The 26,400-nt window shown below is 72.7% G+C and carries 20 protein-coding genes and 1 pseudogene; 6 read left to right on the top strand and 15 right to left on the bottom strand.

The genetic code is table 11. The features are described from left to right. Window positions 1-198: 198 nt before the first annotated feature. The 3 genes from OTB20_RS20100 to OTB20_RS20090 all read left to right on the top strand — a co-directional run bounded on the left by OTB20_RS20100 (window position 199) and on the right by OTB20_RS20090 (window position 4,394). Window positions 199-354: a hypothetical protein gene (locus tag OTB20_RS20100; RefSeq protein WP_267819353.1), complete on the top strand. Its 156-nt coding sequence runs from the start codon at window positions 199-201 to the stop codon at window positions 352-354. Between the two features lie 529 nt (window positions 355-883). Further along, window positions 884-2,413, top strand: a complete 1,530-nt coding sequence (locus OTB20_RS20095) for a helix-turn-helix domain-containing protein (RefSeq protein WP_267819351.1) — start codon at window positions 884-886, stop codon at window positions 2,411-2,413. Window positions 2,414-2,942: 529 nt separating this feature from the next. After that, entirely contained in the window at window positions 2,943-4,394 is a 1,452-nt protein-coding gene (locus OTB20_RS20090; RefSeq protein ID WP_267819349.1) for a cytochrome P450, read from the top strand. A gap of 9 nt (window positions 4,395-4,403) precedes the next feature. Here the strand turns inward: OTB20_RS20090 and OTB20_RS20085 are convergent, their stop codons facing one another. Continuing rightward, a complete protein-coding gene (locus OTB20_RS20085; protein WP_267819348.1) occupies window positions 4,404-5,966 on the bottom strand; it encodes an MFS transporter in 1,563 nt (520 codons plus the stop codon). A gap of 97 nt (window positions 5,967-6,063) precedes the next feature. On the opposite strand from OTB20_RS20085, the gene OTB20_RS20080 reads away from it, so the two are divergent. Then, on the top strand, window positions 6,064-8,145 hold the full coding sequence (locus OTB20_RS20080; protein WP_267819347.1) for a S9 family peptidase: 2,082 nt from the start codon (window positions 6,064-6,066) through the stop codon (window positions 8,143-8,145). A 148-nt stretch (window positions 8,146-8,293) separates the two neighbouring features. Here the strand turns inward: OTB20_RS20080 and OTB20_RS20075 are convergent, their stop codons facing one another. From OTB20_RS20075 to OTB20_RS20055, 5 genes are all read right to left on the bottom strand, one after another. After that, window positions 8,294-9,235, bottom strand: a complete 942-nt coding sequence (locus OTB20_RS20075; protein ID WP_267819512.1) for an ABC transporter ATP-binding protein — start codon at window positions 9,233-9,235, stop codon at window positions 8,294-8,296. A gap of 92 nt (window positions 9,236-9,327) precedes the next feature. Beyond that, entirely contained in the window at window positions 9,328-10,347 is a 1,020-nt protein-coding gene (locus tag OTB20_RS20070; RefSeq protein ID WP_267819345.1) for an ABC transporter ATP-binding protein, read from the bottom strand. Further along, on the bottom strand, window positions 10,347-11,333 hold the full coding sequence (locus tag OTB20_RS20065; protein ID WP_267752800.1) for an ABC transporter permease: 987 nt from the start codon (window positions 11,331-11,333) through the stop codon (window positions 10,347-10,349). The genes OTB20_RS20070 and OTB20_RS20065 overlap by 1 nt, the downstream gene beginning before the upstream one ends. After that, window positions 11,330-12,295 carry an ABC transporter permease gene (locus tag OTB20_RS20060; protein ID WP_267819343.1) on the bottom strand — a complete coding sequence of 322 codons (966 nt, stop codon included), beginning with the start codon at window positions 12,293-12,295 and terminating at the stop codon, window positions 11,330-11,332. The genes OTB20_RS20065 and OTB20_RS20060 overlap by 4 nt, the downstream gene beginning before the upstream one ends. A gap of 2 nt (window positions 12,296-12,297) precedes the next feature. After that, complete coding sequence (locus tag OTB20_RS20055; protein ID WP_267819341.1) at window positions 12,298-14,049, bottom strand: ABC transporter substrate-binding protein; 1,752 nt, start codon at window positions 14,047-14,049, stop codon at window positions 12,298-12,300. Window positions 14,050-14,198: 149 nt separating this feature from the next. Between OTB20_RS20055 and OTB20_RS20050 the strand changes: the two genes are divergently transcribed. Further along, window positions 14,199-14,378 (top strand): hypothetical protein, encoded by a 180-nt coding sequence (locus tag OTB20_RS20050; protein ID WP_267819339.1) that lies wholly within the window; start codon window positions 14,199-14,201, stop codon window positions 14,376-14,378. 69 nt (window positions 14,379-14,447) lie between these two features. Here the strand turns inward: OTB20_RS20050 and OTB20_RS20045 are convergent, their stop codons facing one another. The 9 genes from OTB20_RS20045 to OTB20_RS20005 form a co-directional block, all read right to left on the bottom strand. After that, window positions 14,448-15,173, bottom strand: a complete 726-nt coding sequence (locus OTB20_RS20045; RefSeq protein WP_267819338.1) for a GntR family transcriptional regulator — start codon at window positions 15,171-15,173, stop codon at window positions 14,448-14,450. Between the two features lie 56 nt (window positions 15,174-15,229). Next, complete coding sequence (locus tag OTB20_RS20040) at window positions 15,230-16,192, bottom strand: ornithine cyclodeaminase family protein (RefSeq protein WP_267819336.1); 963 nt, start codon at window positions 16,190-16,192, stop codon at window positions 15,230-15,232. A gap of 56 nt (window positions 16,193-16,248) precedes the next feature. After that, the gene (locus OTB20_RS20035) at window positions 16,249-17,280 is read right to left on the bottom strand and encodes a proline racemase family protein (RefSeq protein ID WP_267819334.1); all 1,032 of its coding nucleotides are present in this window, start codon (window positions 17,278-17,280) and stop codon (window positions 16,249-16,251) included. Then, on the bottom strand, window positions 17,277-18,281 hold the full coding sequence (locus OTB20_RS20030; RefSeq protein WP_267819333.1) for a proline racemase family protein: 1,005 nt from the start codon (window positions 18,279-18,281) through the stop codon (window positions 17,277-17,279). Before OTB20_RS20030 ends, OTB20_RS20035 begins: the two co-directional genes overlap by 4 nt. 20 nt (window positions 18,282-18,301) lie before the next feature. Further along, window positions 18,302-19,231 carry a dihydrodipicolinate synthase family protein gene (locus OTB20_RS20025; protein WP_267752788.1) on the bottom strand — a complete coding sequence of 310 codons (930 nt, stop codon included), beginning with the start codon at window positions 19,229-19,231 and terminating at the stop codon, window positions 18,302-18,304. Window positions 19,232-19,321: 90 nt separating this feature from the next. Then, window positions 19,322-20,842 carry an NAD(P)/FAD-dependent oxidoreductase gene (locus OTB20_RS20020; protein ID WP_267819332.1) on the bottom strand — a complete coding sequence of 507 codons (1,521 nt, stop codon included), beginning with the start codon at window positions 20,840-20,842 and terminating at the stop codon, window positions 19,322-19,324. After that, window positions 20,823-21,158 carry a (2Fe-2S)-binding protein gene (locus tag OTB20_RS20015; protein WP_267819331.1) on the bottom strand — a complete coding sequence of 112 codons (336 nt, stop codon included), beginning with the start codon at window positions 21,156-21,158 and terminating at the stop codon, window positions 20,823-20,825. Before OTB20_RS20015 ends, OTB20_RS20020 begins: the two co-directional genes overlap by 20 nt. Window positions 21,159-21,369: 211 nt before the next feature. After that, window positions 21,370-22,521, bottom strand: a complete 1,152-nt coding sequence (locus tag OTB20_RS20010) for an NAD(P)/FAD-dependent oxidoreductase (protein WP_267819329.1) — start codon at window positions 22,519-22,521, stop codon at window positions 21,370-21,372. 48 nt (window positions 22,522-22,569) lie between these two features. Continuing rightward, window positions 22,570-25,047 (bottom strand): collagenase, encoded by a 2,478-nt coding sequence (locus tag OTB20_RS20005; protein ID WP_267819327.1) that lies wholly within the window; start codon window positions 25,045-25,047, stop codon window positions 22,570-22,572. Window positions 25,048-25,216: 169 nt separating this feature from the next. Here OTB20_RS20005 and OTB20_RS20000 point away from each other — a divergent pair. Further along, window positions 25,217-26,275, top strand: a pseudogene (locus OTB20_RS20000) (aminopeptidase P family protein); the annotation flags it as partial. Window positions 26,276-26,400: the final 125 nt, after the last annotated feature.

Genomic DNA, 26,400 nt, shown 5'->3' with positions numbered 1-26,400 from the left:
CCACCCCGCTCGGGGCCGGCGAACGCTCGCTGTCCCCCTCCCTGGAGGGCGCGGAGGCCACCCCGGCAGAGCTCCTGGAGATCCTGGCCGGCTTCCTCGCCGACACGGGCGGCGCGGGCGCCGAACCCGACGACTGGCTGGTCGTGGAGGTGGAGCCCGGTCGGACCGCTCCCCGCGGGCACCGTCCCGCACCACTCGATGCTGGACGCGCTCCCGACCCGGCGGCCGGTCGTCCCGATCGGCGGCGACGGGCACAACCTGTGGGCCAATCAGCGGGCCCTGAACATCGTCGGGATCACCGCGGCCACGCCCGACCCGGTCGGCGGGAAGGCGGTCAAGGGTGCGGACGGGTAGCCGACGGGCGTCCTGAAGGACGACGCCCAGGGGCTGGTGAAGCGGCTCGTTCCGGAGCACACCCGCGCCGAACTGGTCGCGGCGTGCGCCGAGGCGCTGGGGCCGGCGGCCGCGTCCGGGGTCACCACGATGATGGACACGCTGGTGGGGCGGCACGAACTGGAGCTGTACCAGGCGATCTCGGCGGCGGGCCGGCTGCCGCAGCGACCTGGTCGCCGTCATCAACGCACTCACCGCTCGCGAACTGGTCGAACGGACACCCGGCCCCTGCCGACCGGCGGCGCAACGCCATCACCCTCACGGCCGCCGGCAGGCGCCGGCTGCGCAAGCTCGAGCAACTGCTCGACGCGGCCCAGGAGGAGCTTCTGTCCCCTTTGTCCAGTCAGGAGCGCGAACAGCCACCCGGCTGCTCGGTCGGCTCGTCGCGCACCGCTCACGGTCCGGCCCCACCATGGGAGCTGACGACCGGTAACACCCGTCTGCCACACCCAGCGCGAGCCGAATCTCATATTTGAGATACGGTGCATCCATGGCAGACGACTACCTCGTACGCATCGGCAAGCTCATCCGTGACGCCCGGCAGCACCGGGGCTGGACACAGAGTCAGCTCGCGGACGCACTCGGCACCAGCCAGAGCGCCGTGAACCGGATCGAGCGCGGCAACCAAAACATCAGCCTTGAGATGATCGCCCGCATCGGGGAAGCCCTCGACAGCGAAATCGTCTCCCTGGGCTACGCCGGTCCGATGCACCTGCGCGTGGTCGGCGGCCGCCGCCTGTCCGGCGCGATCGACGTCAAGACGAGCAAGAACGCGTGCGTGGCCCTGCTGTGCGCCTCGCTGCTCAACAAGGGCCGTACCGTGCTGCGCCGGGTTGCCCGCATCGAGGAGGTCTACCGCCTCCTGGAGGTCCTGAACTCCATCGGCGTCCGCACCCGCTGGATCAACGACGGCGTCGACCTGGAACTCGTACCGCCGGCCCGCCTCGACATGGACGCCATGGACGCGGACGCGGCCCGCCGGACCCGGAGCATCATCATGTTCCTGGGACCGTTGCTGCACCGGATGGACCACTTCAAGCTGCCCTACGCGGGCGGCTGCGACCTCGGCACCCGCACCATCGAGCCGCACATGATCGCCCTGCGCCGCTTCGGCCTGGACATCACCGCGACCGAGGGCATCTACCACGCCGAGGTCGAACCCGGGGTCTCCCCGGACCGCCCCATCGTGCTGACCGAGCGCGGGGACACCGTCACCGAGAACGCGCTGCTGGCCGCCGCCCGGCACGACGGGACCACCGTCATCCGCAACGCCTCCTCCAACTACATGGTCCAGGACCTGTGCTTCTTCCTGGAGCAGCTCGGCGTACGGGTGGACGGCGTGGGCACCACGACCCTGACGGTCCACGGCATCCCGAACATCGACGTGGACGTGGACTACTCCCCCTCCGAGGACCCGGTCGAGGCGATGAGCCTGCTGGCCGCGGCCGTGGTCACCGAGTCCGAACTCACCATCCGCCGGGTCCCGATCGAGTTCATGGAGATCGAGCTCGCGGTCCTGGAGGAGATGGGCCTCGACCACGACCGCTCGCCGGAGTACACCGCCGACAACGGCCGCACCCGCCTGGTCGACCTCACGGTCCGCCCCTCCAAACTCGAAGCACCGATCGACAAGATCCACCCGATGCCCTTCCCCGGGCTCAACATCGACAACGTCCCCTTCTTCGCCGCCATCGCGGCCGCGGCCCAGGGCCAGACCCTGATCCACGACTGGGTGTACGACAACCGCGCCATCTACCTCACCGACCTCAACCGCCTGGGCGGCCGCCTCCAGCTCCTGGACCCCCACCGCGTCCTGGTCGAGGGCCCCACCCGCTGGCGCGCGGCGGAAATGATGTGCCCGCCGGCCCTGCGCCCGGCGGTGGTCGTCCTGCTGGCCATGATGGCGGCCGAAGGCACCTCGGTCCTGCGCAACGTCTACGTCATCAACCGCGGCTACGAGGAACTGGCGGAGCGTCTCAACTCGGTGGGCGCGCAGATCGAGATCTTCCGCGACATTTAACCGAGTCGCAGGTCAGGACGCCTTTCCATCCTCCTGGGCCGTCTCTGGGCCGTCGCCGGTGTCTCCGCCCCCGCGGAAGGCTCCGTCGACGGCCCTTCGCGCTCGCGCCTGGCTGTTGGGCATGAGGTGCGTACACGTACGCAGCGTGAACCCCGGGTCGCCGTGGCCGGGTTACCCGAAAGGGCCTTGACGTTCCTTCCGGCGTATCCGGGCCGGCCGCGCCGGATCGGGGCGGCGTCCGCGGCCTTGGCCGCGGCGTAGTTCTCGTAGCTGACGCCCTTCGGGCCGGGAGCCGGGGTCGGGCTGGACTTCGGCTTCGGCTGCCCGCAGTCGGCGAGGTGAGGGTGACGCGGCAGAGCGCCGCGGACAGCACCTCGACCGGGACGACGACGGCGTCGCCTGCGACAAGTGGTGCGGGCGGGCGTCCTGGTGGTGCGGCGATATTCGGCCTGATGACTCGGCGGCCCCTCGCCCCGGTGGGCCGCCGCCCGCAGAATCACTCTGTCGGCACAGCTTTGAGGGCGGAGTCATGGCAACAGCGCAAGCACCACGGACAGGCAGCGGCGTCGGTACGGAGATCCCCCGGCTGGAGGGTTCCCCACTGCTCGGGTCGCTCGCCGACCTGAAATCGGACGCACTCGGCACGTACCTGCGGGCACAGCACCGGCACGGCGACGTCGTACGGATCGCGGCCGGTCCGCCGGGCCTGCGCACCGAGCTGCACTGCGTGTTCTCGGCGGAGGGGGCGCAGCAGGTCCTGGCCTCGCAGGCGGCCAACTTCCGCAAGGACAACGCCCTGTACCAAGAGGTCCGCAACGCCTTCGGCAACGGTCTGCTCACCAGTCAGGACGAGGACTACATGCGTCAGCGGCGGCTGGTCCAGCCGCTGTTCACCAAGCGCCGGGTGGACGGGTACGCGGACGCCGTCGCGAGCGAGACCGCCGCCACCCTCGCGGCCTGGGAGGAGGCCGCGGACGGGGTCGTCGACGTCGCGGACGAGATGATGACCCTGGCGCTGCGCGCCGTCTCCCGGATCCTCTTCGGCACCGATGTGGATGCCACCGCCGACGTCGTCGACCGATGCTTTCCGGTCATCACCGCTTATGTGATGCGCCGCGGCTACTCCCCCGTCAACGTCCCCCGCGACTGGCCCACTCCGGGCAACAAGCGGGCGGCCGCGGCGCTGGACGAGCTGTACGCGATCTGCGACGCGATCATCGCCGAGCGCCGGAGCCCAAGGGCAGGAGCGGGGGCCGGGGCCGGGGCGGCGACGGAGACAGGGCCGGAGGCAGGGGCGGCCGGCGCACCCGGTGAGGACCTGCTGTCGCTGCTCGCCGCCGCGACCAGCGCGGACGACGGGGAGTTCGACGCCACCGAACTGCGTGAGCAGGTACTGATCTTCCTGCTCGCCGGACACGAGACGACAGCCACCTCGCTCGCCTTCACCCTCCACCTGCTGGGCCGCCATCCCGAGCTCCAGGACCGGGCCCGCGCGGAGATTGCCGCCGTACTGGGCGACCGTGCGCCCGGGGCCGCCGACCTCGACCGGCTCCCGTACCTCACCCAGGTGCTCAAGGAGGCCATGCGGCTCTATCCGGCGGCCCCCGCCCTCGGCCGCCGCTCGGTCGCCGCGGCGGAGGTGGACGGGTACGCCATCCCGGCCGGCGCCGATGTGATCGTCGCGCCCTGGGTGATCCACCGCCACCCCGAGTACTGGCCGGACCCGGAGCGTTTCGACCCCGACCGGTTCACCCCGGAGGCGGAGGCGGCCCGGCCGCGTTACGCCTGGCTGCCCTTCGGCGGCGGCCCGCGCGCCTGCATCGGACAGCACTTCTCCATGCTGGAGTCGGTGATCGCGCTGGCGATGCTGCTGCGGGCCTACGAGTTCGAGGCGGTCGACACCGACATTTCCGTCACCGCCGGGATCACCCTGCGTACTACGAGTCCGGCGCGCTGCCGGATCCGGCGCGTGGAGGGCTGAGCGTCAGGGTCAGCGCGCCGCCGTCGGTGTGTGGTTGCCCTGGAGGCGGGCGAGGTCGGAGGGCCGCACCTGGATGACGAAGAGTGCGATCAGCGCCGTGACCAGGGTGAAAACGGCCGCCGCGACGAAGGCCGCGCTGACGCCCGAGGTGAGGACCTGGTCGCTCCAGGGCTTCGGGTACTGCTTGGTCCGGGCGAAGAACAGCTTCTGCTCGGGTGTGGCGGTGCGCAGGAAGGAACCCGCCTGGTCCTTGGCCTCGTTGCGGCTGGCCGTACCGAACACCGTGACCAGGATGGACAGGCCCAGCGAACCGCCCACCTGCTGCATCGCGTTCAGCAGCCCGGAGGCCGCGCCCGATTCCCGGTCGGGGACGTTGGAGAGCGCCATCAGCGTCAGGGACACGAACTGCATGCCCATGCCGGCGGCGAACAGCAGCATCGGGCCCAGGATGCTGCCCAGGTACGTCGAGTGGATGTCGGTCTGCGTGAGCCAGGCCAGTCCGGCGGCCGCGAGCACGGAGCCCGTCACCATGAACGGTTTGGGCCCCCACTTCGGCAGCCCCTGGGAGGTGATGCCCGCCGTCACCGCGATCATCGCGCTGACCGGCAGGAAGGCGAGCCCGGCGCGCAGTGGGCTGAAGCCCAGCACGTTCTGCACGAACAGGGTCAGGAAGAAGAACATGCCGAAGATCGCGCAGGCGAAGAAGAGCATGATCGCGTACGTGCCGGCCCGGTTGCGGTCGGCGAACATGTGCAGTGGGGTGATGGGCTGGGGCGAGCGTCGTTCGTTGACGACGAAGAGGCTCAGCAGGATCACGGCAGCCGCGAAGGAGCCGATCGTCAGCCCGTCCCGCCAGCCGTCCTGGGACGCGCGGATGAATCCGTAGACCAGGGCCACCATGCCCAGGGTGGAGAGCAGGGCGCCCGCGAAGTCGAAGTGTCCGGGGTGGCGCTCCGACTCGCGGATGACCTTCGGGGTGGCGATGGCGATCAGCAGCGCGATCGGGACGTTGACGAAGAGCACCCAGCGCCAGTTCAGCCACTCCACGAGCACGCCGCCGGCCAGCAGTCCGATCGCGCCGCCGCCGGCCGAGACGCCGGCGAAGACGCCGAAGGCCCGGTTGCGTTGGGGGCCTTCGCGGAAGGTGGTGGTGATCAGCGCGAGGGCGGTCGGCGAGGCGATGGCGCCCCCGACGCCCTGGAGGGCCCGGGCACCCATCAACTGGCCCGCGTTCTGGGCGAATCCGCCCAGGAGCGAGGCCAGGCCGAAGAGCAGGACGCCGAAGACGAAGACGCGGCGCCGGCCGAGGATGTCACCGGTGCGCCCTCCGAGGAGCAGCAGGCCGCCGAAGGTGAGGGTGTAGGCGTTGACGACCCAGGACAGGCTCTCGGTGGAGAAGTCGAGGGCGGTCTGGATGTGCGGCAGCGCGATGTTCACGATGGTGATGTCGAGAACGACCATGAGCTGGCACGACGCGATCACGAGCAGAGCGAGTCCGTGACCGCTGCCGTCGCCTTGGACCTTGCCGTCGGTCCCGGTGCTGGTACTGCTCGGCGTAGCGTTCGGGTCCACTTGTTCGACGCTAAACCTGTACCCGGGGTGCCACCACTCGAACGGCCTAGGCTATGTGGCATATGTTATGTGCCATTTCACATGACACACTGGTTTCATGGATCGCATGGATGACTTCCTCAGGCTCTCCGCGAGCACCGCCCGGTTCACCCACGGCGCCCCGCGCGCCTTCGCCTTCGGCGGCGAAGGCCGGCTCCTCTGGTTCCTCCGCTCCACCGGACCCACCGATCCTCTCGACAGCCTGTGGGTCCTGGACACCGCCACCGGCACCGAGACCCGGCTCGCCGACCCCCGCGAGCTGTCCCCCGAGCCCGCGCCCCTCCCCGTCGCCGAGCGCCGCCTGCGCGAACGCAGCCGGCTCGTCGCCGCCGGCATCGGCTCGTACGCACTCTGCGCGGACGGACACAAGGCGGTGTTCGCGCTCTACGGGCGCCTGTACGAGGTCACCCGGGAGGCGGACGCCGGACAGCCCGCGCAGCCCAAGGAACTCCCCACCGCCGGACCCGTCTTCGACCCGCTCCCGAGCCCCGACGGCTCACGCATCGCCTACGTCGCCGACGACGCCCTGCACACCGTCCCCGGCGGCCGGGTCAGCCCGGGGGACGGAGCCCGCTGGGGCGTGTCCGAGTTCGCCGCCGCCGAGGAGCTCGACCGGCACCGGGGCCACTGGTGGTCCCCCGACGGACAGCGCCTGCTCGCCGCCCGTGTCGACGAATCCGCCCTCCAGCGGCGCTGGTTCGCCGACCCGGCGCACCCGGAGCTGCCGGCCGAGGACTTCGCGTACCCCGAGGCGGGCGGCCCCAACGCCGACGTGCAGCTCTGGGTGTTCGGGCCGGGCGGGGACCCCGCCGTACGGCTCGCCTGGGACGCCGAGACCTACCCGTACGTTTCCGACGCCGGCTGGGATTCGCCCGCCGAGATCCTGCTCACCGTGCGGGACCGGCTCCAGCGACACGTCCTGCTGCTCTCCGCCGACCCGGACACCGGGCGCACCCGGGAGCTGTCGCGCACCACGCACCCCCAGTGGGTGGACCCCATGCTCCCCGGCACCCCGGCACGCCTGGCCGACGGCCGGATGCTCACCTCGGCCGACACCCGCGGCGGGGCCGCCCGCGCGCTCGCGCTGGACGGCGTACTCCTCACCGGGGACGGGCTCCAGGTCCGCAAGGTGGCCGGCGCCCACGGGAACCGGCTGCTCATCGAGGCCGGCCGGCGCGACCCCTCCGAGCAGCAGGTGCTCCTGCTGGATCCGGACACCGGCGAGCTGACCGCGCTCGCGGACGGGCCGGGAGTGCACAGCGTCCAGGCCGCCGCCGGGGCGCTGCTGCTGACCTCCGCCGACGCCGACGGGGTCCGGCGCGTCCTACGGACCGCCGACGGAAGAGAGTTCACTCCCGGCGACCTGTCGCAGCCGCTGCCGTACCGGGTGGTCCCGGTGCTGGAGCGGGTCACCGAGCACGGCGTCCCCACCGCGCTGGTCTGGCCGCGCGGCCACGTCCCCGGCACGCGGCTGCCCGTACTGATGGACAGCTACGGCGGCCCCGGCATGCAGGACGTCAGCGCGGAGCCGCGCCGCTGGCAGCTCCGGCAGTGGTGGGCCGACCAGGGCTTCGCCGTGGTCACCGTCGACAACCGCGGCACCGCGTACGTCTCCCCCCAGTTCACCCACGCCATGTACCGGGGCTTCTCCGAGGTCACCCTGGAGGACCAGGTCGCCGCCCTGCAGGCGCTCGGGGCACGCCACGGCGACCTCGACCTGACCCGGGTCGGCATCCGCGGCTGGTCCTACGGCGGGTACCTCTCCGCCCTCGCGGTGCTGCGCCGCCCGGACGTCTTCCACGCGGCGGCGGCCGGGGCCGCGCCGACCGACTTCCGGCAGTACGACACCGCGTACACCGAGCGGTACCTGGGCCTGCCGGCGGAGCACCCCGAGGTGTACGAGCGGGACTCGCTGCTCGCGGACGCGGCGGGGCTGACGCGGCCGCTGCTGCTGGTGACGGGGCTGGCCGATGACAACGTGCATCCGTCGCACACGCTGCGGTTGTCGCGGGCGCTGACGGATGCGGGGCGTCCGCACCAGCTCCTCGCGCTGCCGGGGGTCACCCACATGACCCCGGGTGGGGTGCGGGAGAAGATCGTGGCGCAGGAACTGGCGTTCTTCCGACGCGAGTTGGGCTGAGGGGGCGGGCAGGGGCGGGCTCCGGCTGCGGGTCGCCGCTGCGCGGGGCCAAGTCCCCTACCCTCCCCCGGACTCCGTCCGGGGACCCCCGGTTCCCCCGTTCCCCGGGCCGCGCCCGGGGGCCGGCCCCCGGGAGCGGAGCCTGGCGTTACCCCTCCACGCCCGGGAAGTGGCAGGCCACCTCGCGGCCCTCCGTCGTGCGCAGGACGGGGGCTTCCGTCCGGCAGACGGCCTGGGCCTTGGGGCATCTGGGGTGGAAGGTGCAGCCCGGGGGTGGGGCGGCCGGGCTCGGCGGGTCGCCGAGCAGCACGATCCGCTCGCGCCGCCGCTCCGCCGCCGGGTCCGGCAGCGGCACGGCGGACAGCAGCGCCCTGGTGTAGGGGTGCTGGGGGTTCTCGTAGAGCGCCTTCTTGTCGCCCATCTCGACGATCCGGCCGAGGTACATGACGGCGACCCGGTCGCTGACCCGTTTGACGACGGAGAGGTCGTGCGCGATGAACACGTAGGCCAGGCCCAGTTCGGTGCGCAGCCGCTCCATCAGGTTGACGATCTGTGCCTGGACGGAGACGTCGAGCGCCGAGACCGGCTCGTCGGCGACGATCAGCCGGGGGCTGGTGGCGAGCGAGCGGGCGATGCCGATGCGCTGCGCCTGGCCGCCGGAGAACTCGTGCGGATAACGGTCGATGTGCTCCGGGATCAGTCCTACGAGCTCCATCAGCTCGGCGGCCCGGCGGCGGGCGTCCGCCGCACCGGAACCCTGGACCAGCAGCGGGTCGGAGATGATCCGGGCCACCGTCTGGCGGGGGTTGAGGGAGGAGTGCGGGTCCTGGAAGACCATCTGCAGGCCCGGGCGCAGCGGGCGCAGGGCGCTCTGGGAGAGCCGGCTGATGTCCCTGCCGTCGAACTCGACGCTCCCGGAGGTCGGTTCCAGCAGCCGTACCAGCATCCGCCCGGTGGTGGACTTGCCGCAGCCCGACTCCCCTACGAGGCCCAGGGTACGGCCGGCCTCCAGGTCGAAGGAGATTCCGTCGACGGCGCGCACGGGAGCCCCCCGGCGCCCGGTCACGGTCCGTCTGCCGGGGAAGGTCATCGTGAGGTCGCGTACGCGCAGCAGCGGGGGCGGGGTCTCACCCCGGGCCGCCGGGACCGTGCCGGTCCGGGGTCCGGTCCTGTTCGCCGGGGTCATCGGGTCACCTCCTGTACGGCGCCCGCGAAGTGGCAGGCCGCCTCGCGGCCTTCATCGCCGTACGGCCGGAGCTCCGGCCGTACCGTGGCGCAGCGCTGCCGGTCCTCCTCCGTGCCCGCGGCGGCCATGGCGCAGCGCGGGGCGAAGGCGCATCCCGGGGCCGGGGCGAGCAGCGAGGGCGGGGAGCCGGGGATGGCCCTCAGCGGCTCGTCGTCGGCGTCGTCCAGCCGGGGCAGGGAGTCGAGGAGGCCCCGGGTGTAGGGGTGCGCCGGGTCGGTGAACAGCGCGTCCACCGAGGCCTGTTCGGCGGCCCGGCCGCCGTACATGACGAGCACCTCGTGGGCGACCCGGGCGACCACGCCCAGATCGTGGGTGATCATGACGACCCCGAGTCCGCGGTCCTGCTGGAGCCCTGCGATCAGCTCCAGGATCTGCGCCTGCACGGTGACGTCGAGGGCGGTGGTCGGCTCGTCGGCGATGAGCAGGTCGGGTTCGCAGGCGAGCGCCATGGCGATCATCGCGCGCTGGCGCATGCCGCCGGAGAACTGGTGCGGGTACTCCCCCGCCCGGCGGGCGGGTTCGGGGATGCCGACCTCGCCGAGCATGTCGACGGCGCGCCTCTTCGCGGCGGCCCGGCCGGCCCGGAAGTGGACCCGGAAGTGCTCGGCGATCTGCTCGCCGACCGTGTAGTAGGGGTGCAGGCTGGACAGCGGGTCCTGGAAGATCATGGCCATCTTGCGGCCGCGCAGCTTGGAGAGCTCCTTCTCGGACTTGGTGGTGAGCTCCTGCCCGTCGAGGGCGATGGAGCCGCCGATCTCGGCGCCCCGGTGCAGGCCCATGACGGCGAGGGAGGTGACGGACTTGCCCGAGCCGGATTCGCCGACGATGCCGAGCGTGCGGCCGGCCTCGACGGTGAAGCCGAGGGAGTCGACGGCGCGTACGGCGCCGCGCGGGGTCGTGAACGTGACGTGCAGATCGCGGACTTGGAGCAGCGGGGCTTTGGGAGGAGGAGCCATCAGTACCTCACCCTCGGGTCGATGACGGCGTACAGGAGGTCGACGGCGAGGTTCGCGACGACGATGAAGAAGGCGGCCAGCAGGGTGACCCCGAGCACCACGGGCTGGTCCGAGCTGACCAGGGCCCCGTAGAACAGCCTCCCGATGCCCGGGAGTCCGAAGATGGACTCGGTGATGACGGCTCCGGCGAGCAGGCCGCCGAGGTCCATGCCGAAGATGGTGAGGATCGGGGTCATCCCGGAGCGCAGTCCGTGTTTGACGACGACGGTGCGCTCGGGCATTCCCTTGGCTCGGGCGGTGCGGATGTACGGCTCGGCCATCGCCTCGATCATCGAACCGCGGCTCTGGCGGGCGTACATGGCGGCGTAGAGCAGGGCCAGTGCGGTCCAGGGCAGGAGCAGGTTGGTGGCCCAGCCGAGGGGGTTGTCGGTGAAGGCCTGGTAGGTGGGGTAGGGCAGGAGTCCGGCGATGCGGATGACCCCGTAGATGAGCATCACGGAGGTGAAGTACACGGGCAGGGAGGCGGCGGCGACCGCGCCCACCATGAGCGCCTTGTCGGTGACGGTGTCCTTGTGCAGCGCGGCGGTGACCCCCGCGCCGAGGCCGAGCAGGAGCCAGAGGGCGGCGGCGCCGACGGCGAGGGAGGCGGAGACCGGGAGCCGGTCCATCAGCAGGTCCCATACGGGCAGGGAGTTCTCGTAGGAGTAGCCCAGGCAGGGGAAGTCGCACTGGACGGCGTACTGGCCGGTGCCGAGGGTGCGGCCGGTGAAGATCCCGGTGAGGAAGTCGGTGAACTGCCGCCACAGGGGCTGGTCGAGGCCGAGGTAGGCGCGTACGTCGGCCAGCCGCTCGGCGCTGCAGGTCTTGCCGCAGGCGGCCGCGGCCGGGTCGGAGGGCAGCACGTAGAAGATGAGGAAGGTGACGGCGGCGATGGCGAGGAGGACGCCCGCGAGGGCGAGCAGCCGGCGTGCGAGGTAGAGGATCACGTCCGGCCGCCCCTCGGGTCGAGGATGTCGCGCAGGGCGTCGCCGAGCAGGGTGAAGGCGAGGACCGCGAGGAAGAGGAAGAGGCTCGGGATGACGAAGTACATCGGGTCGGTCTCGTAGAAGGCCACGGACTCGGCGATCATCTGGCCCCAGGAGGGGGTGGGCGGCCGGACGCCGACGCCGAGGTAGCTGAGCGCGGCCTCGGTGCTGATCATGCCGGGGATGAGCAGGGTGGTGTAGGCGATGACGGGGCCGGAGACTCCCGGGAGGATGTCGCGGGTCAGGATCCGCCAGGAGCTCGCCCCGCCGACGCGGGCGGCGTCCACGTACTCGCGGTGTTTGAGGGAGAGGGCCTGGCCGCGTACGACGCGGGCGACGCCGGGCCAGCCGAAGACGCCGATGACGACGGTCATGAGGACGATGCGGTTGACGTCCTTGGCCACCGACAGCATCGCGATCATGAAGATGAGGGACGGGAAGGACATCGTCAGGTCCATCAGCCGGGACAGGACGGCGTCGGTGCGCCCGCCGAAGTAGCCGGCGGCGATTCCGGCGGCGGTGCCCGCCACGACGACGATGGCGGTGGCGGTGAAGGCGATGAGGAGCGAGACCTGGGCTCCGTGGACGACGCGGGCGAACAGGTCGCGGCCGGTGACGGGTTCCACGCCGAGCCAGTGCTCGGGGCTGATCCCGCCGAAGGAGCCGAGCGGCTGGCCGCCGAGGTAGGGGTCGATGGCGGTCTTGTCGAACTCGTCCGGGGACCAGCCGCCGAGGGCGCCCAGCCAGGGGGCGGTGGCGGCCATGAGCACGAAGAGGAGGACGACGCAGAGGCTGATGCGGACGGCGGGGCGGCGGCGGAGTTCCCGCCGGGCGAGCTGCCAGGGGCTGCTGCCCGGAGGGATCCCACCGACCGCCGCCGGGTCCGCCGTGTCCGTGGAGTCGGCGGCGAGGGCGGCGGTCATGGTCAGCCCTGGCCCTGGCTCTTGGCCGGGTCCTTGAGGCCGATGGTGGCGTAGTCGAGCTGGCCGACCCAGACGGGGTGGCCGAAGGCGCCGGCGATGTTGGTGCCGACGAGCAGCGGCTTGCGCTCCAGCAGGAGGGGTACGGCCGGGGACTTCTTCATGATCTCGGCGTCGAGGTCGATCCAGGCCTGGTTGGCCTGCTTGGCGTCGGCCATGGCGTTGATCTCGTCGATCCGCTTCATCGTCGCGTCGTCGCGGAACTGCGAGTAGTTGCCCGAGTTGCCCTTGGCCTTGATGGTGCGGCCGTCGAACAGGAAGGGGAGGAAGGTGGAGCCGGAGGGGTAGTCGGGGCACCAGCCGGCGAGGACGAGGTCGGGGGCGGTGGTGGTGTCACCGATGACGTCGTAGTACGCGCCCGGGTCGACGGTGTCGATGACCACCTCGACGCCCGCGCGGGCCAGGCCCTGCTGGATGGCCTCCGCCTTGCCCTTGTCCCCGGTGGACACGGCCAGGGAAACCTTCAGGGTTTCCTTGCCCGCGGCCTTGAGGAGCTCCTTGGCCTTGGCCGGGTCGCCGGACGGCGCGATCTTCAGGGTGTCGGCCGGCTTGCCGCCGGAGAGGGCCAGCGGCAGGTAGGCGGTGGCGATCTCGTTGAGCGCCGGGCCGCCGCCCGCGGTGACCACGGCCTCCTTGTCGACGGCGTACTGCAGGGCCTCGCGGACCTTCGGATCGTCGAAGGGTGCGCGGGAGTTGTTCATCTGGAGCATCTCGGTACAGCCCTGGGACTCGGCGAGCAGCCGCGACTTGACCTCCGGCTTGGGCAGCACCTTGGGGGCGCTCTCGGGCCGCATGTCGGACCACTGGACGGAGGAGGCGTCGGCGCCCTCCCCGGCGATGATCCGGTCGTCGATCTGGCCGCCCTTGAGGCCCATGACGACCACGAACTTGTCCGGGTAGGCCTTGCGGACGGTGTCGGTGGCGGCGTCCCAGTGCTCGTTGCGGATCAGGACGAGCTTCTTGTCCCGGTCGTACGACTCGATCTTGTACGGGCCGGAGGAGAACGGGCGGGCGTCGTACTGCGTGCCCTTCTCCTGCGACTCGGGGACCGGCGCGAAGGTGGGCAGGGTCGCGGTCGCGGAGAACTCGGCCACGGGCCGCTTCAGTTCGAAGACGATCGTGCGGTCGTCGGGGGCCTTGACCGAGTCGAGGTGCTTGCCCTGGAGAGGGCCCTTGTAGCCCTCGGCACCGGCGAGGTACTGGGCCGCGTAGTCGGGGCCGCCGGTGAGGTCGGGGGCCATGGAGCGCTCGACGTTGTACTTGATGTCCTGCGCCTTGATCGGCGACCCGTCCTCGTACTTCACGCCCTCCTTCAGGGTGAAGGTCCAGGTGCGGCCGCCGTTGGAGGGGGTGCCGAGGTCGGTGGCGAGGTCGGGGACGAGCTCGGTGCCGGCCTTGCCCGGTTCGGCCTTGAAGGTGACCAGGGTGCGGTAGAGGAGGCGGGTGCCGAAGTCCATGGTCGGCATGACCCAGTTGCGGGTGGGGTCGAGGTGGGCGAAGTCCTGGTTGGACAGGACGGTGATGGTGCCGCCCTTGACGGGTGCGCCGCCGAGGATCTTCCCGTCGTTGGAGGAGGCGGGGTTGGATCCACCGCCGCCTCCGGCCGAGCCCTTCTTGGGGTCGGAGCAGCCCGAGGCGCCGAGTGCGAGTGCGGCCACCAGGGTGGTGGCGAGGGCGAGTTGGGTGCGCTTGGTCATGGGTCACTCCAGTGAAGGGCCGCGCTCTATGATGTGACCGGTAACATAGTAATGTGAAATTGTACTGACAAGGGGTCGGAGCCTCCGTTATCCAGCCGTGTCCAAATCCGTTCGGGAGGCGGAGGGTTGGGGCCGCCCATGCCCCCGCCATGGATCCGATGCGGGGCCCCGAGCCGGTGCCGGACACGCTGCTACGCCGCCTCGCCGTCCGCAACTCCGGGACGCGGTCCGCGAACCGCGTCACCGTCTGCGACGAGCTCCTGGAGCGGTACGCGGCGGGGTTCGAGGAGCCGGTCGGTGAGGACGAGCGGGTCGTTCTCCAGGAGTAGCGCCGTGCCGCCGGAGCAGCACGGCGGCACGGAACGGCGGCACGGAACGGGTCGAGGCCGGACCCCCGGTCAGCCGCTCGAGTTCAGGCTGCCCGAGCCCAGGCGGCCCGGGGTGCGGCCGACCGGTTCGTCGCGGCCCTGGGCCCACAGGGAGCGGACGTGGCCCAGGTGGCGGGTCATGCAGGCTTCGGCCGCCTCCGCGTCGCCGGTGAGCATCAGGTCGAGCAGCTCGAGGTGCTCCTCGGCGGAGGAGACCAGCTTGCCGGCCTCGTCCAGGCCGGTCAGGCCGTACAGCCGGGAGCGCTTGCGCAGGTCGCCGACGGTTTCCACCAGGCGGTCGTTGCCCGAGAGGCCGAGGAGGGTGAGGTGGAAGCGGCGGTCGGCCTCCAGGTAGCCGATGAGGTTGTGCTCGCGCGCGCTGGTGACGATCTCCTGGGCGATGGGGCGCAGGGCCTCCAGCGATTCGGGGGTGGCGATCTTCGTGATCCGGCCGATGGTCGGGACCTCGATCATCGTGCGCAGCTCGGTATACTGGTCCAGATCGCGCTCGCTGACCTCCGTGATCCGGAAGCCCTTGTTGCGGACCGGTTCCACCAGGCCCTCGCGGGCCAGGTCGAGCATCGCCTCGCGCACCGGGGTGGCCGAGACGCCGAGCTCCGCCGCGAGCCCGGGAGCCGAGTAGACGCTCCCCGGGCGCAGTTCACCCGCTATCAGGGCGGCTCGGAGGGCGTGGCCGACCTGGTCCCGGAGCCGTTCTTGAGCCTTGATGAGACTGTGCTGCTTCAGGTCACCCATTGCATTTCCTCCGAGACCGCTCACACCATCGGCGCGCGAAGGAACAGCGTACAATGTCACGTTGCGCTGTTCCTCCCGGCGGCCTCGAACCAAGCGACCGCCACAGCGAGATCTTCCCAGGCCATGCCCACACTCTTGAAGAGCTGTGGAGAACTTCCCGTCCCGCCGCCCGGCATCCGGCCCGCGACCAGGTCGGCCAGGGTGCCGCTGATATGACCGGGCCCGATCGCCCCCTCCGCCTCCGGCACCAGCAGGTCCCCCGCCTCCCGCAGGGCCGCCGCACGCGACTCCACGTACACGGCCGAACGCCGGACGAGGGCCGTGTCCACCTCGCGCGCGTCCGGCTCGTGCGAGCCGACGGCGACGACCGTCGCCCCCGGCCCGATCAGCCGCCCGTCGAAGAGGGGCTCGCGCGCCGTCGTACAGCAGATGACCAGGTCGGCGTCGGCCACCTCGGCCGCGGCCCCCGGGCGCGCCGGGACGCCCAGTTCCCGCGCGTGGGCCGCGAGCCTCTCCCCTCCTGCCGGGTCCCGGGCCACGACCACCACCTCGGCCAGCCGGCGGATCGCCAGCACCGCTTCGAGGTGCCCGTACGCCTGCGGCCCCGATCCGAAGAGCAGCAGCCGCAGCGGCCGGCCGGCCGGCGCCAGGTGGCGCAGCGCGAGGGCCGAGACGGCCGGGGTGCGCAGGGCCGTCAGCGCGGCCCCGTCGAACAGGGCCAGCGGGCGCAGGGTCGGCCCGTCCAGGAGGAGGTAGGAGCCGGTGATCCGGGGCAGCCCGAGGGCCGGGTTCCGGGGCGCCACCCCGGCGATCTTCACCCCCGCGTAGGCGCCGGCGGCGGCCGGCATCAGCAGCAGCTCCCCGCCGCCCGCCACCGGCAGGGAGCTGCGCGGCGGGCAGGTCTCGGGGTCGAGCCCGGCCCGCAGTACGCCGGCCAGCGCGTCGGCGGCCGCGGCCGGGCCGAGCAGACCGGCCGTGCCGGCCGCCGAGAACTGCGGGATACCGGCGGAAGGGGGCATGGCCGATGGGGTCACCGCGGGCCCCGTCACAGCGGCCCCCCTCACAGCAGGCCCCCTCACAGCAGGAACCCGGCGGCGAGCGCGTCGTGCCGGTCCACGGAGAAGGTGTGTTCGCCGGTGCGGTACGCCGCTCCGGTGACCTCCGTCACCACCCCGGCCTCCGAGGCGGCGGCGACCCGGCCGGTGAACACCGTGCCCACCACCGACTCGTGCAGCAGGTCCTCCCCCGGCCCCAGCCGCCCGTCCTCGGCGAGCAGCGCGAGCCGCGCGGAGGTGCCGGAGCCGCAGGGCGAGCGGTCGATCTGCCCGTCGGCGAAGACGGTGACGTTGCGCTGGTGCGGCCCGAAGGGGGTGCCGGGGAGTTCCTCGTACAGGGTCACCCCGTACACCCCGGAGAGCAGCGGCCCGTCCGGGTGCCAGGTACCGGGGTGGGTCGCGAGGGCGGACCGGATCTCCTTCCCGGCCCGTACGAGCCCGGGCAGCGCGGCGCGGGTCACCTCCAGGCCGAGGTCCCGGGCGGGCAGGGACGCGTAGCAGGCCCCGGCGTGCGCGATGTCGACCTCGGCCATGCCCAGGGTGGTGGCGACGGGCACCTTGCGGGCGCTGGTGCGGGCCGGGACGTTGCGGAAGGTGACCCCGGTGGTGCGGCCCCCGGCGCGGTGCACGGTCGCGCCGACCCGCCCCGAGGGCACGTCGATCCGTACCTGGACGTCCCCGTCGTCCGGGGCGGCGACCCGGCCGGTTTCCACGGCCCAGACGCCGAGCGCCATGGTGCCGTGCCCGCAGGCGGTTGAGTAGCCGTCCTTGTGCCAGAACAGCACCCCGAAATGGGCCCCGTCGTCGTCGGGCGGGACCACGAAGCCCCCGTACATCCCGGCGTGACCGCGCGGCTCCTGCACGAGGAGCCGCCGTACGTCGTCCAGGGCGCCGCGCCGGGGGGCCGTGCCCGATCCCCCGGGTCCGATGGCGGTGGCGCAGCGCTCGGCGACGGTGTCCCCGGGCACGGGCGGTGTCCCCCCGGAGGTGAGGTCGACGACGCGGAAGGGCTCGCCCGCGGTGTGGTAGTCCACGGTTCGTACGACGGTCACAGCAGGAACCCTCCGGGGAACGGGTCGGACGGGTCGAGGAAGTACTGGGCGGTGCCGGTGATCCAGGCCCGCCCGGTGACGGTGGGTACGAGGGCGGGAAGCCCGCCCACCGTGGTCTCGCCGATGAGCCGGCCGGTGAACTCGGTGCCGATGAAGGACTCGTTGGCGAAGTCCGTGTGCAGGGGCAGCAGGCCCCGGGCGTGCAGTTGCGCCATGCGGGCGCTGGTCCCCGTCCCGCACGGCGAGCGGTCGAACCAGCCGGGGTGGATGGCCATCGCGTGCCGGGAGCGGCGGGCGTCGGAGCCGGGCGCGGCGAGGTAGACGTGCTTGACCCCGGCGATGGAGGGGTTCTCGGGGTGGACGGGCCGGTCGCCGGAGGCGTTGACGGCTTCCATGACGGCCAGGCCGGCGGCGAGCAGGTCGTCTCCGCGGGCCCGGTCGAAGGGGAGCCCGAGGGCGTCGAGTTCGACGAAGGCGTAGAAGTTCCCGCCGTAGGCGAGGTCGTAGGTGACCGTGCCGTATCCGGGTACGTCCGCCTTGAGGTCGAGCCCGACGCAGAAGGACGGGACGTTGGTGAGGGTGACGGCGGTGGCCGCCCCGTCCTCGACCCGGACGTCCACGCTCACCAGCCCGGCCGGGGTGTCGAGCCGGACAGTGGTGACCGGCTCGACGACCGGCACCATGCCGGTCTCCACCAGGACGGTGGCGACCCCGATGGTGCCGTGTCCGCACATGGGGAGCAGGCCCGACACCTCGATGTAGAGGACGCCGAAGTCGGCGTCGGGACGGGTCGGGGGTTGCAGGATGGCGCCGCTCATCGCGGAGTGGCCGCGCGGCTCGTACATGAGCAGGGTCCGGATGTGGTCCAGGTGCTCGATGAAGTGGAGCCGCTTGTCGGCCATGGTGGCGCCGGGGATCACCCCGACGCCCCCGGTGATCACCCGGGTGGGCATGCCCTCGGTGTGCGAGTCCACCGCGTGGTAGATGTGGCGCGTGCGCATCAGGTCCCCCTCGGGCGGAGTTAGTTGAGGCCCTCGGCAAGGGCCTTCTCGGTGGCGGCGCGGACGGCGGCCTCGATCTCGCCGGTCAGCGGGAAGCGGGGCGGTCGGGTGGCGCCGCCGGGGCGGCCGGCCAGGTCCATGGAGAGCTTGATGGCCTGGACGAACTCGGTCTTGGAGTCCCAGCGCAGCAGCGAGTGCAGGGACTTGTAGAGCGGCAGGGCGGTGTCCAGGTCCCCGGCGACGGCGGCACGGTAGAGGGTGGCGCAGGCCTGCGGGAGTGCGTTGGGGTAGCCGGCGATCCAGCCGACCGCGCCGGCCAGGGCGAGTTCGAGGAGGACGTCGTCGGCGCCGATCAACAGGTCGAGACCCGGGGCGAGTTCGGCGATCTCGTAGGCGCGCCGCACGTCCCCGCTGAACTCCTTGACGGCGACGATGGAGCCGTCGGCGTGCAGCCGGGCCAGCAGTGCCGGGACGAGGTCCACCTTGGTGTCGATGGGGTTGTTGTACGCGACCACGGGCACTCCCGCGCGGGCGACCTCGGCGTAGTGGGCGCGTACGGCGTCCGCGTCGGCCCGGAAGGCGTTGGGCGGCAGCAGGAGCACGGATCCGGCGCCGGCCTCGGCGGCCTGCTCGGCCCAGCGGCGGGATTCGGCGCTGCCGTAGGCGGCGACTCCGGGCATGACGCGGGCGCCGTCGCCGGCGGCCTCGACGGCGGTCCGCACGACGCGTGCGCGCTCCTCGTCGGTGAGGGTCTGGTACTCGCCGAGGGAGCCGTTGGGGACGACCCCGTCGCAGCCGTTGGCGATCAGCCAGGCCACGTGTTCGGCGTAGGCGTCGTAGTCGACGCTCAGGTCTTCCCGCAGGGGTAGCACGGTGGCGACCATGATGCCGTGCCAGGGGCGGGTGCGGGTGTCCGTACCGGCGGGCGCGGGGGTGTGCGCGTGAGTCATGAGAAGGCTCCCTAGAGTGGTGTGTGACATTTTACTAGTGGCTGCGAGGCGGCCACAAGAGGTACGGGCCGTCCTGTTGGCAGTCCCCCGTCAGGGAAGTTCGGCGCGAAGCCCGTCGGAAGGGGCTTCGGGGGGAAGCGCGGCGAGGTGGCGCAGCGGCACGGGGCACGACAGCGGCCTGCGGTCGGGGGCCGGGTCCGCTCCGGCGAGGGCGGCGACGGCCGGGCCGCACATCCGGCCCTGGCACCAGCCCATCCCGGCCCGGGTGAGGAGTTTGACCGTACGGGCGTCCCGGGCCCCCAGGTCTTCGACGGCCTCCCGGATCCGGGAGGCCGGAACCTCCTCGCAGCGGCACACGTCGGTGTCCTCGCGCAGCCAGTCGGTCCAGCCGGGGCCCGGGCGGTGGGCGCCGGCCATCGCGGCGGCGAAGGCGCGCAGCCTCGTACGGGTCCGGGCGAGGCGCGCCGGGACCGGCCGGCCCGCGATGGAGTGGGCGGCGATCTCACCTTCGGCCAGCGCCAGTTGGGCGCCGCCGATGCCGCCGGTCTCCCCGGCGGACCAGACGCCGGGCACGGAGGTGCGCTGCTGCTCGTCCAGCTCCAGGGCGATGGTGGCGTCCGGGCTCAGGCGGGTGGCGCAGCCGAGACCGGTGGCCAGCTCCAGCTGGGGCACGAGCCCGTGGCCGACGGCCACGGCGTCGCAGGGGATGCGGCGGGCGGTCCCGGGCAGCGGGCGCCAGTCGCGGTCCAGGCGGGTCACGGTCACGGCCTCGACCCGGTCGGCGCCGTGCGCCTCGGTGACGGCATGCCGGGTGAGCAGGCGAACCCCGTGGCGGAGCAGGGCCCCGCCGTACGTGGCACCTTCGGCGAGCTTGCCGGGGTTGCGCAGCAGAGCGGGGGCGTGGGCGGCGTAGCCGGTGTAGGCGGCGTAGCCGGTGTAGGCGGCGGCCTCCACCACGGCGGGCACGCGGGCTCCGGCAGCGGCGAGCGAGCCGGCCACGGCGAGCAGCAGGGGCCCGCTCCCGGCGACGACGACCCGGCTGCCCGGGAGCACGAGCCCGCCCTTCAGCATGGCCTGCGCCCCGCCGGCCCCGACGACCCCGGGCAGGGTCCAGCCGGGGAAGGGGAGCTGCCGCTCGTAGGCGCCGGTGGCGAGCAGGACGGTCCGGGCCCGGACCGTCGCGGGAGCCTCGTCGGGGCCGGCGACGGCGTACAGGGTCCAGCCGGGGCTCCCGCCGTGGTCCGGGGTGAGCGTCCAGACGTGGTGGAGGGGGAGGTACGTGATCCGCCCGGCCGACTCGTGGGCGCGCAGGGCGGCTTCGCGCGAGGCGAAGGCGGACCATCCGTGGTGCAGGGCCTCGGGACGGGCCGCGCCGAGTCCGGGCGCGGGGTGGCGGTAGTACTGCCCGCCGGGCCGCTCCCCCGCGTCGAGGAGGGTGACGCGCAGGCCGAGGCCCGCGGCCGTGACCGCGGCGGCCAGGCCTGCCGGGCCGGCGCCGACGATGGCCAGGTCGACCGGGGTCGCGGACCGGGTGTCGGGCGCCGTGCCGGGCACCGGGCCGGACGCCGGGCCGGACGGGCTGTCAGACGGCTCAGACGGCGAGGTCGTCATGGCCGGTCCCTTCCTGGGTGGTGACGAGGTCGCCCGGGCGGGCGGGGACGAGGCACGCGCGCTGGTTCGGGCGGCCGTTGACGGTGACGAGGCAGTCGTAGCAGCTGCCGATGCCGCAGAACGCGCCTCGGGGGGCGGCGGATTCTCGGGTGGTGCGCCAGGCGAGGATGCCGGCGGACCAGAGGACCGCGGCGATGCTCTGCCCGGCTTGGGCGGGCAGCTCGCGGTCGTCGAAGCGCAGGCTCCAGGTTTCCGCGGCTGTTCCGCCGACCAAGTCGCGGGGCGACCTTCGCCGGCCCCTCGTCGCTTCGCTCATCGCTTCCGTTCTCCTCGTCGTTCCTCTGACCGGCCGTGGTTCGTTGGACGGGTGCCGCGCGGGGCGAAGTCCCCTACCCCCCAGGCTCCGTCCCAGACCCCGCGCCTCAAGCTCCCCCAGCTACCGCTGGGGGAGCTGAGGCGACCCCCAGCCCCGCCCGGGGGCCCCGGTGCCGGCTCCCGGCAGCGGGGGCGCTCCTGGTGGGGCCGGGTCATCGGGGCGGCTCCGGGAAGCGGTCGGGGGCGAAGGGGGCCGGGTCCAGGGCGGGGGGTGTGCCCGTGAGGGCTGCGGTGATCAGGGCTCCCGTCGCGGGGGCCAGGCCGATGCCCGCGCCCTCGTGGCCGCAGGCGTGGAAGAGGCCCGGGACCCTGGGGTCCGGACCGATCGCCGGAAGGTGGTCCGGCAGGTACGGGCGGAAGCCGTGGTACGTCCGCAGCACCCGGACGTCCGCGAGGACCGGGAACAGTGCGGCCGCCTGCCCCGCCAGCCGCCGCAGCGCCTCCGTGGACAGCGAGCGGTCGAAGCCGACCCGTTCGCGGGTGGCGCCGATCAGGACCGGCCCCGCCGGCGTGCCCTCGACCACCGCCGAGGACTGCAGCGCCGCCGACCCGCTGGCCACGTCCGCGATGTAGTCCGCCGCGTAGACCTTGTGCCGCACCACGCGCGGCAGCGGCTCCGTCACCAGGACGAACCCTCGCCGGGGCAGCACCGGAAGGGCCGCTCCGGCCAGCGCGGCCACCGCACCGCCCCAGGTTCCGGCCGCGTTGACCACCGCGGGGGCCGACAGGTCCCGGCGGGCCGTACGGACCCCGCGGAGCCCACCCGCCGGGCCCCGGAGCAGCTCCGTGACCTCTTCCCCCAGGTGGACCGTCACCCCGGGCGCGGCCGCCAGCAGCCGCGCCGCCGCCTGGGCCGGCTGGACCTGGGCGTCCTGCGGGTAGTGGAAGCCGCCCGCCAGGTCCGGGGCCAGGTGGGGCTCCAGTTCGCGGAGCTCACCCGGGCCCACCTCGACCGCGTCGACCCCGGCCGCGCGCTGGCCGTCCGCGAAGCCCCGTAGGGCCTTCACGGTGGCCTCGTCGGCCGCGACGACCAGTCCGCCCTTGGCCTCGTACTCGATCTCCCGCGGAAGACCGAGCGCGAGCTCGCGCCACAGCCGAGCCGACAGCAGCGCGAGGTCCAGCTCGGGGCCCGCCTCCTTGTCGGAGACGAGGAGGTTGCCTTCGCCGGCGCCGGTGGTGCCGCCGGCCACCGGGCCGCGGTCGACGACCGCCACGCGGAGTCCGGCGTGCGCCGCGTAGTACGCGCACGCGGCTCCGACGACGCCCGCGCCGATGATCACGAGATCCAGGGAGTGTCTGGGCACGGCAGTAATATGTCACATATCTCTAGGGGTGGACAGGGGTGCTCGAGGTCAGCCGCGCAGCGGGCCCTCACAGCTGTAACCCGAGGTCCCCGCCACCCGGTTGGTCCAGATCTCCGGCGGGCCGAAGGAGCAGTTCATGTCGGCCAGGTTGTTCGAGGCGGCGCCCGCCCGGTCGAGGATGAAGTAGTCGACCGTCTCGGACATGTCCTTGAAGTTCTGGTCGTCGCTGCGCCAGTCCTTCAGGTTCGCGGTGATCTTGCCGGTGCACGTGAAGCGGCGCTTGCCCGGCTCGCCGTTCTCCACGCAGTCCGGGTGGCTGTACGTGGCCGTGGTGAAGGTGGACTTCACGTCCGCGAGCGCCGCGTCGCGCAGTTGCGCGTTCGGGGTGAAGGAGGTGTTCGGCACGTACAGCTGGTCGACCTTGGCGATCTGGGCGTCCAGGAACCGGTCGTAGCCGCTCTGGACGGCGGAGTCCCGGCCCATGCGGACCCGCCAGGCGTCGAAGCCCGCCGGGTCGTCGGCGCGCAGGTAGCCGTACATCTCGCGCAGCTTCGAGGGCTGCTCGGTCCACAGGAACTCGAAGAAGGTGCCCGCGTAGCCGTAGAAGCGGAATCCGTCGTTGGCGTAGGTGGCGTGCAGGAGCTGGTTGACCGACATGCGCGGGCCGCCGCCGGCCGTGTCGCCGATGATGCTCTTGACCAGGGACTTGCGCACGGCGATGCCGTTGTCGCGGGTCGCGCCGTCGAAGAACTCGGCGGTGCCCTCGTCCATGGCGGTCGTACGGTCGCCCTGGTACCAGGCGCCCTGGCCGAAGAAGCCGGGGACGGCGAAGCGGCCGTTGAGGTAGTGCGTGTACTCGTGGCGGAAGAGCTCTTCCAGGGTGAGCGAGGAGTCCTCGGGAACGCGGCGCTGGTAGGTGTAGAAGGTGGCGCCGTTCTCGATGTAGATGCCGCCGTTGTCGGTGCCGTAACCGGTGAGGACCGGGTGGTAGTTCACGTAGTCCGCGCGGGAGGCGTAGAGCACGATGTTCAGGGTGGTGTTGGGGTCCCCGGCGATCGGCTGGTCGGAGCCGACCACCCGGTGGAACTGGGCCTTGACCTGCTTGCTCGCGTAGTAGAGCTGGTCGACGGTGGCCCGGTCGAGGGCGGTGCGGACCTTGATGGCGCCGTCGGCGCCGTCGGCGCCGCTGCCGTAGGTGTAGGTGTTCGGGAAGAGCGCCTTCTCTATGTCCTCCTTGCACACCCCGTACGGCTTGCACGCCTGGTAGAAGTTGAGCCAGGAGACGGCCTTCGCCCACGGCGCGCTGCCGTCGCCGAAGGCGGCCCTGGCCGGGCCCAGAAGCGCGCCGAGGCCGGCGACGGTCTCGTCTCTCAGGCCCGCGATCTGGCCGAAGCGGCCGAACTCGGCGATGGCGTCGCGGGCCACCCAGGCGTTCGCGGTGCCCTTGAGGTGGGCGTACGTCGCGAAGTTCTTGAAGGTGTCGCGGTATGGGGCGTCGCCCGCCACCGCCGCCTGGAACGCGGTGTCGTTGTTGCCCGCGTACACGCCGAGGTAGTTGACGGAGAGGGCGGCGAGAGCCGCGCCCGCCCAGGCGGTGTCCAGGTTCGTCGCGGTGTGCGACGGGTCCATGGCGGCCAGGACGTTCTTGATCAGGCCGAGCTGGTGATGGCGCAGGCCGGGGGCGCTGGCGGCGTAGAGGGCCTCGCGCAGGGTGCGGGCGTTGGAGGCGGTGGCGTCGAAGGTGCGGGCGGCGCCCGCGAAGGCGGCGACGGCCTGGCGCATCGCGTCGACGGTCGGGGCGTCGGTGACGTCGATCTCGGTGCGGGAGTGGTCGTGGTAGGCCACGGCGTGCAGGTAGGTGAACATCTCCTCCAGGTGGGAGGAGCCCCGGCCGTCGTGGGCGGCGGCCAGGCCGGATATCCGGCGGGAGACGGCCTGGACGTGGGCGTCGGACATGACCGGGGCCAGCCGGGCGTCCCAGGTCCAGACGAGGCCCGCCAGACAGCCGCCCGCGCCCGCGGTGACGGCCGGGTCGGCGAGGAAGTCGGCCAACTGCTCCGGGGTGAGTCCGGTGATCCCGTCGAGGGTGCAGGGGACGCCCGCGGCGGCGCTCCGGGCGGAGGCGGCGAGCCTGCCGCTCTTCGTGGCGGTCACGGCGGCGGGCGCGGTGACGGCGCCGGGGATCCTGCCGTTGGTGACGGCCCGGCCGCCGGGGGCCGGGGCGGGCGCGGGGGCGGTCTGCCGCGCGTCGGCGAGGTGCTCGACCTCGTCGAAGGGGTTCGCACCGGCCTCGGCGCCGGGGGCGCCGCCGGCGAAGGTGCCGGGCGTGGCGGCGGAGGTGCCGGGCGTGGCGGCGGAGGTGCCGGGCGACTCGGCGGCGAAGGTGCCGGGCCCGGTGGCACTCGAGGAGTTGGTGCGGGCTCCGGTCTCGGCGGCCTGGGTCACGGTCTGGCCCGCGGCGGCGAGGAGGGTGACCGTGACGGCGGCGGAGAGGAGGGACGTGCGCACGACTCTGTGCTGGGACACCAAGAACTCCTGGCTGGGAGGGGCAATGGGGAAGGTGCGGAACTGCCCTGCTTCACACGGCGTTTGGCGGGGATTAACATGCCGCGGTGTGAGCTGTAACATAGTAATGTGAAATTGCACTGACAAGACCTGTGCGCCCACCAGTTCGCATCTTCTTGAGGGAGCCCCTGTGAGCGACACCCCCTCCCGCCCCACCGCCGGGCTGAACATCGGCAGTCACGACCTGCCGGTATCAGCCGAGTTGTCGCGATTCATGGCGTCGGACTGGGCGGCCTCTCCGCTGCCGGACGCCACCCGCATCCCCGCGTACGCCGTCACCCCGGCCCGCCGCGCACGCCTCTCCGCCCGCTTCCCGGGGGAACGCCTGATCATCCCCGCGGGCGAGCTGAAGGTCCGCAGCCATGACTGCGACCACCGCTTCCGCCCGCACAGCGCGTACGCCTGGCTGACCGGGCTCACCGGCGAGGACCAGGTCGGCCACGTCCTGGTCCTGGAGCCGGCCGGCCCGCACGGGCACGAGGCCGTCCTCCACCTGCGCCCGCGCTCACCGCGCGGCGGCGGCAACGAGGAGTTCTACCGCGACCGCCGCTACGGGGAGTTCTGGGTCGGTCGCCGCCCCGACCTCACGGAGGCGGAGCGGCTCTCCGGCATCCGCTGCGCCCACCTGGACACGCTGGGCTCACCGTCGGGGCGCACTCCCGCCACGGACCCGGAACTCGCCGTCGCCCTCTCCGAACTGCGCCTGGTCAAGGACGCGTGGGAGGTGGACCAGCTGCAGCTGGCCGTCGACCACACCACCACGGGGTTCGAGGACGTCGTACGGGACCTCCCGCGCGCCCTCGCCCATCCGCGCGGCGAGCGGTGGATCGAGGGGGTCTTCAACCGCCGGGCCCGGGCCGAGGGCAACGGGACCGGTTACGAGACGATCGCGGCGTCGGGCGCACACGCGTGCGTACTGCACTGGATCCGCAACGACGGCCGGCTCGGCGGCGGCGACCTGCTCCTGATGGACGCGGGCGTGGAGACCGACAGCCTCTACACGGCGGACATCACCCGCACCCTCCCGCTGTCGGGCCGGTTCTCCCCCGTCCAGCGACAGGTGTACGAACTGGTTCTCGCCGCGCAGGACGCGGGCATGGCGGCGCTGCGGCCGGGCGCGAGCTTCCGCGACTTCCACCGGGCCGGCATGCGCGTGATCGCGGAAGGGCTCGCGGAGTGGGGGGTGCTGTGCGACATGAGGTCGCTGACGATGAGAGGGGTTGGGCAGTGAGACGCCAACTCCCTGACCTGTGACCGATGGTCGGTCCCCAGCCTCCAGGGCCGAGGAGCAATCCGAGGTCCCGAGCGGAGGTG

The organism is Streptomyces sp. H27-H1 (genome assembly GCF_026627445.1).
Taxonomy (GTDB): domain Bacteria; phylum Actinomycetota; class Actinomycetes; order Streptomycetales; family Streptomycetaceae; genus Streptomyces.
Note: the sequence above shows the minus strand (reverse complement) of the source record. Positions and strands in the feature narration are given on the sequence as shown.

Bases quoted from the DNA above. Each gene is read 5' to 3' on its own strand.
- OTB20_RS20055 (WP_267819341.1), bottom strand. From the start codon at position 14,049: ATGACCAAGCGCACCCAACTCGCCCTCGCCACCACCCTGGTGGCCGCA.
- OTB20_RS20080 (WP_267819347.1), top strand. From the start codon at position 6,064: ATGGATCGCATGGATGACTTCCTCAGGCTCTCCGCGAGCACCGCCCGG.
- OTB20_RS20090 (WP_267819349.1), top strand. From the start codon at position 2,943: ATGGCAACAGCGCAAGCACCACGGACAGGCAGCGGCGTCGGTACGGAG.
- OTB20_RS20045 (WP_267819338.1), bottom strand. From the start codon at position 15,173: ATGGGTGACCTGAAGCAGCACAGTCTCATCAAGGCTCAAGAACGGCTC.
- OTB20_RS20100 (WP_267819353.1), top strand. From the start codon at position 199: ATGCTGGACGCGCTCCCGACCCGGCGGCCGGTCGTCCCGATCGGCGGC.
- OTB20_RS20025 (WP_267752788.1), bottom strand. From the start codon at position 19,231: ATGACTCACGCGCACACCCCCGCGCCCGCCGGTACGGACACCCGCACC.
- OTB20_RS20070 (WP_267819345.1), bottom strand. From the start codon at position 10,347: ATGGCTCCTCCTCCCAAAGCCCCGCTGCTCCAAGTCCGCGATCTGCAC.
- OTB20_RS20020 (WP_267819332.1), bottom strand. From the start codon at position 20,842: ATGACGACCTCGCCGTCTGAGCCGTCTGACAGCCCGTCCGGCCCGGCG.
- OTB20_RS20015 (WP_267819331.1), bottom strand. From the start codon at position 21,158: ATGAGCGAAGCGACGAGGGGCCGGCGAAGGTCGCCCCGCGACTTGGTC.
- OTB20_RS20050 (WP_267819339.1), top strand. From the start codon at position 14,199: ATGGATCCGATGCGGGGCCCCGAGCCGGTGCCGGACACGCTGCTACGC.
- OTB20_RS20030 (WP_267819333.1), bottom strand. From the start codon at position 18,281: ATGCGCACGCGCCACATCTACCACGCGGTGGACTCGCACACCGAGGGC.
- OTB20_RS20040 (WP_267819336.1), bottom strand. From the start codon at position 16,192: ATGCCCCCTTCCGCCGGTATCCCGCAGTTCTCGGCGGCCGGCACGGCC.
- OTB20_RS20095 (WP_267819351.1), top strand. From the start codon at position 884: ATGGCAGACGACTACCTCGTACGCATCGGCAAGCTCATCCGTGACGCC.
- OTB20_RS20060 (WP_267819343.1), bottom strand. From the start codon at position 12,295: ATGACCGCCGCCCTCGCCGCCGACTCCACGGACACGGCGGACCCGGCG.
- OTB20_RS20075 (WP_267819512.1), bottom strand. From the start codon at position 9,235: ATGACCTTCCCCGGCAGACGGACCGTGACCGGGCGCCGGGGGGCTCCC.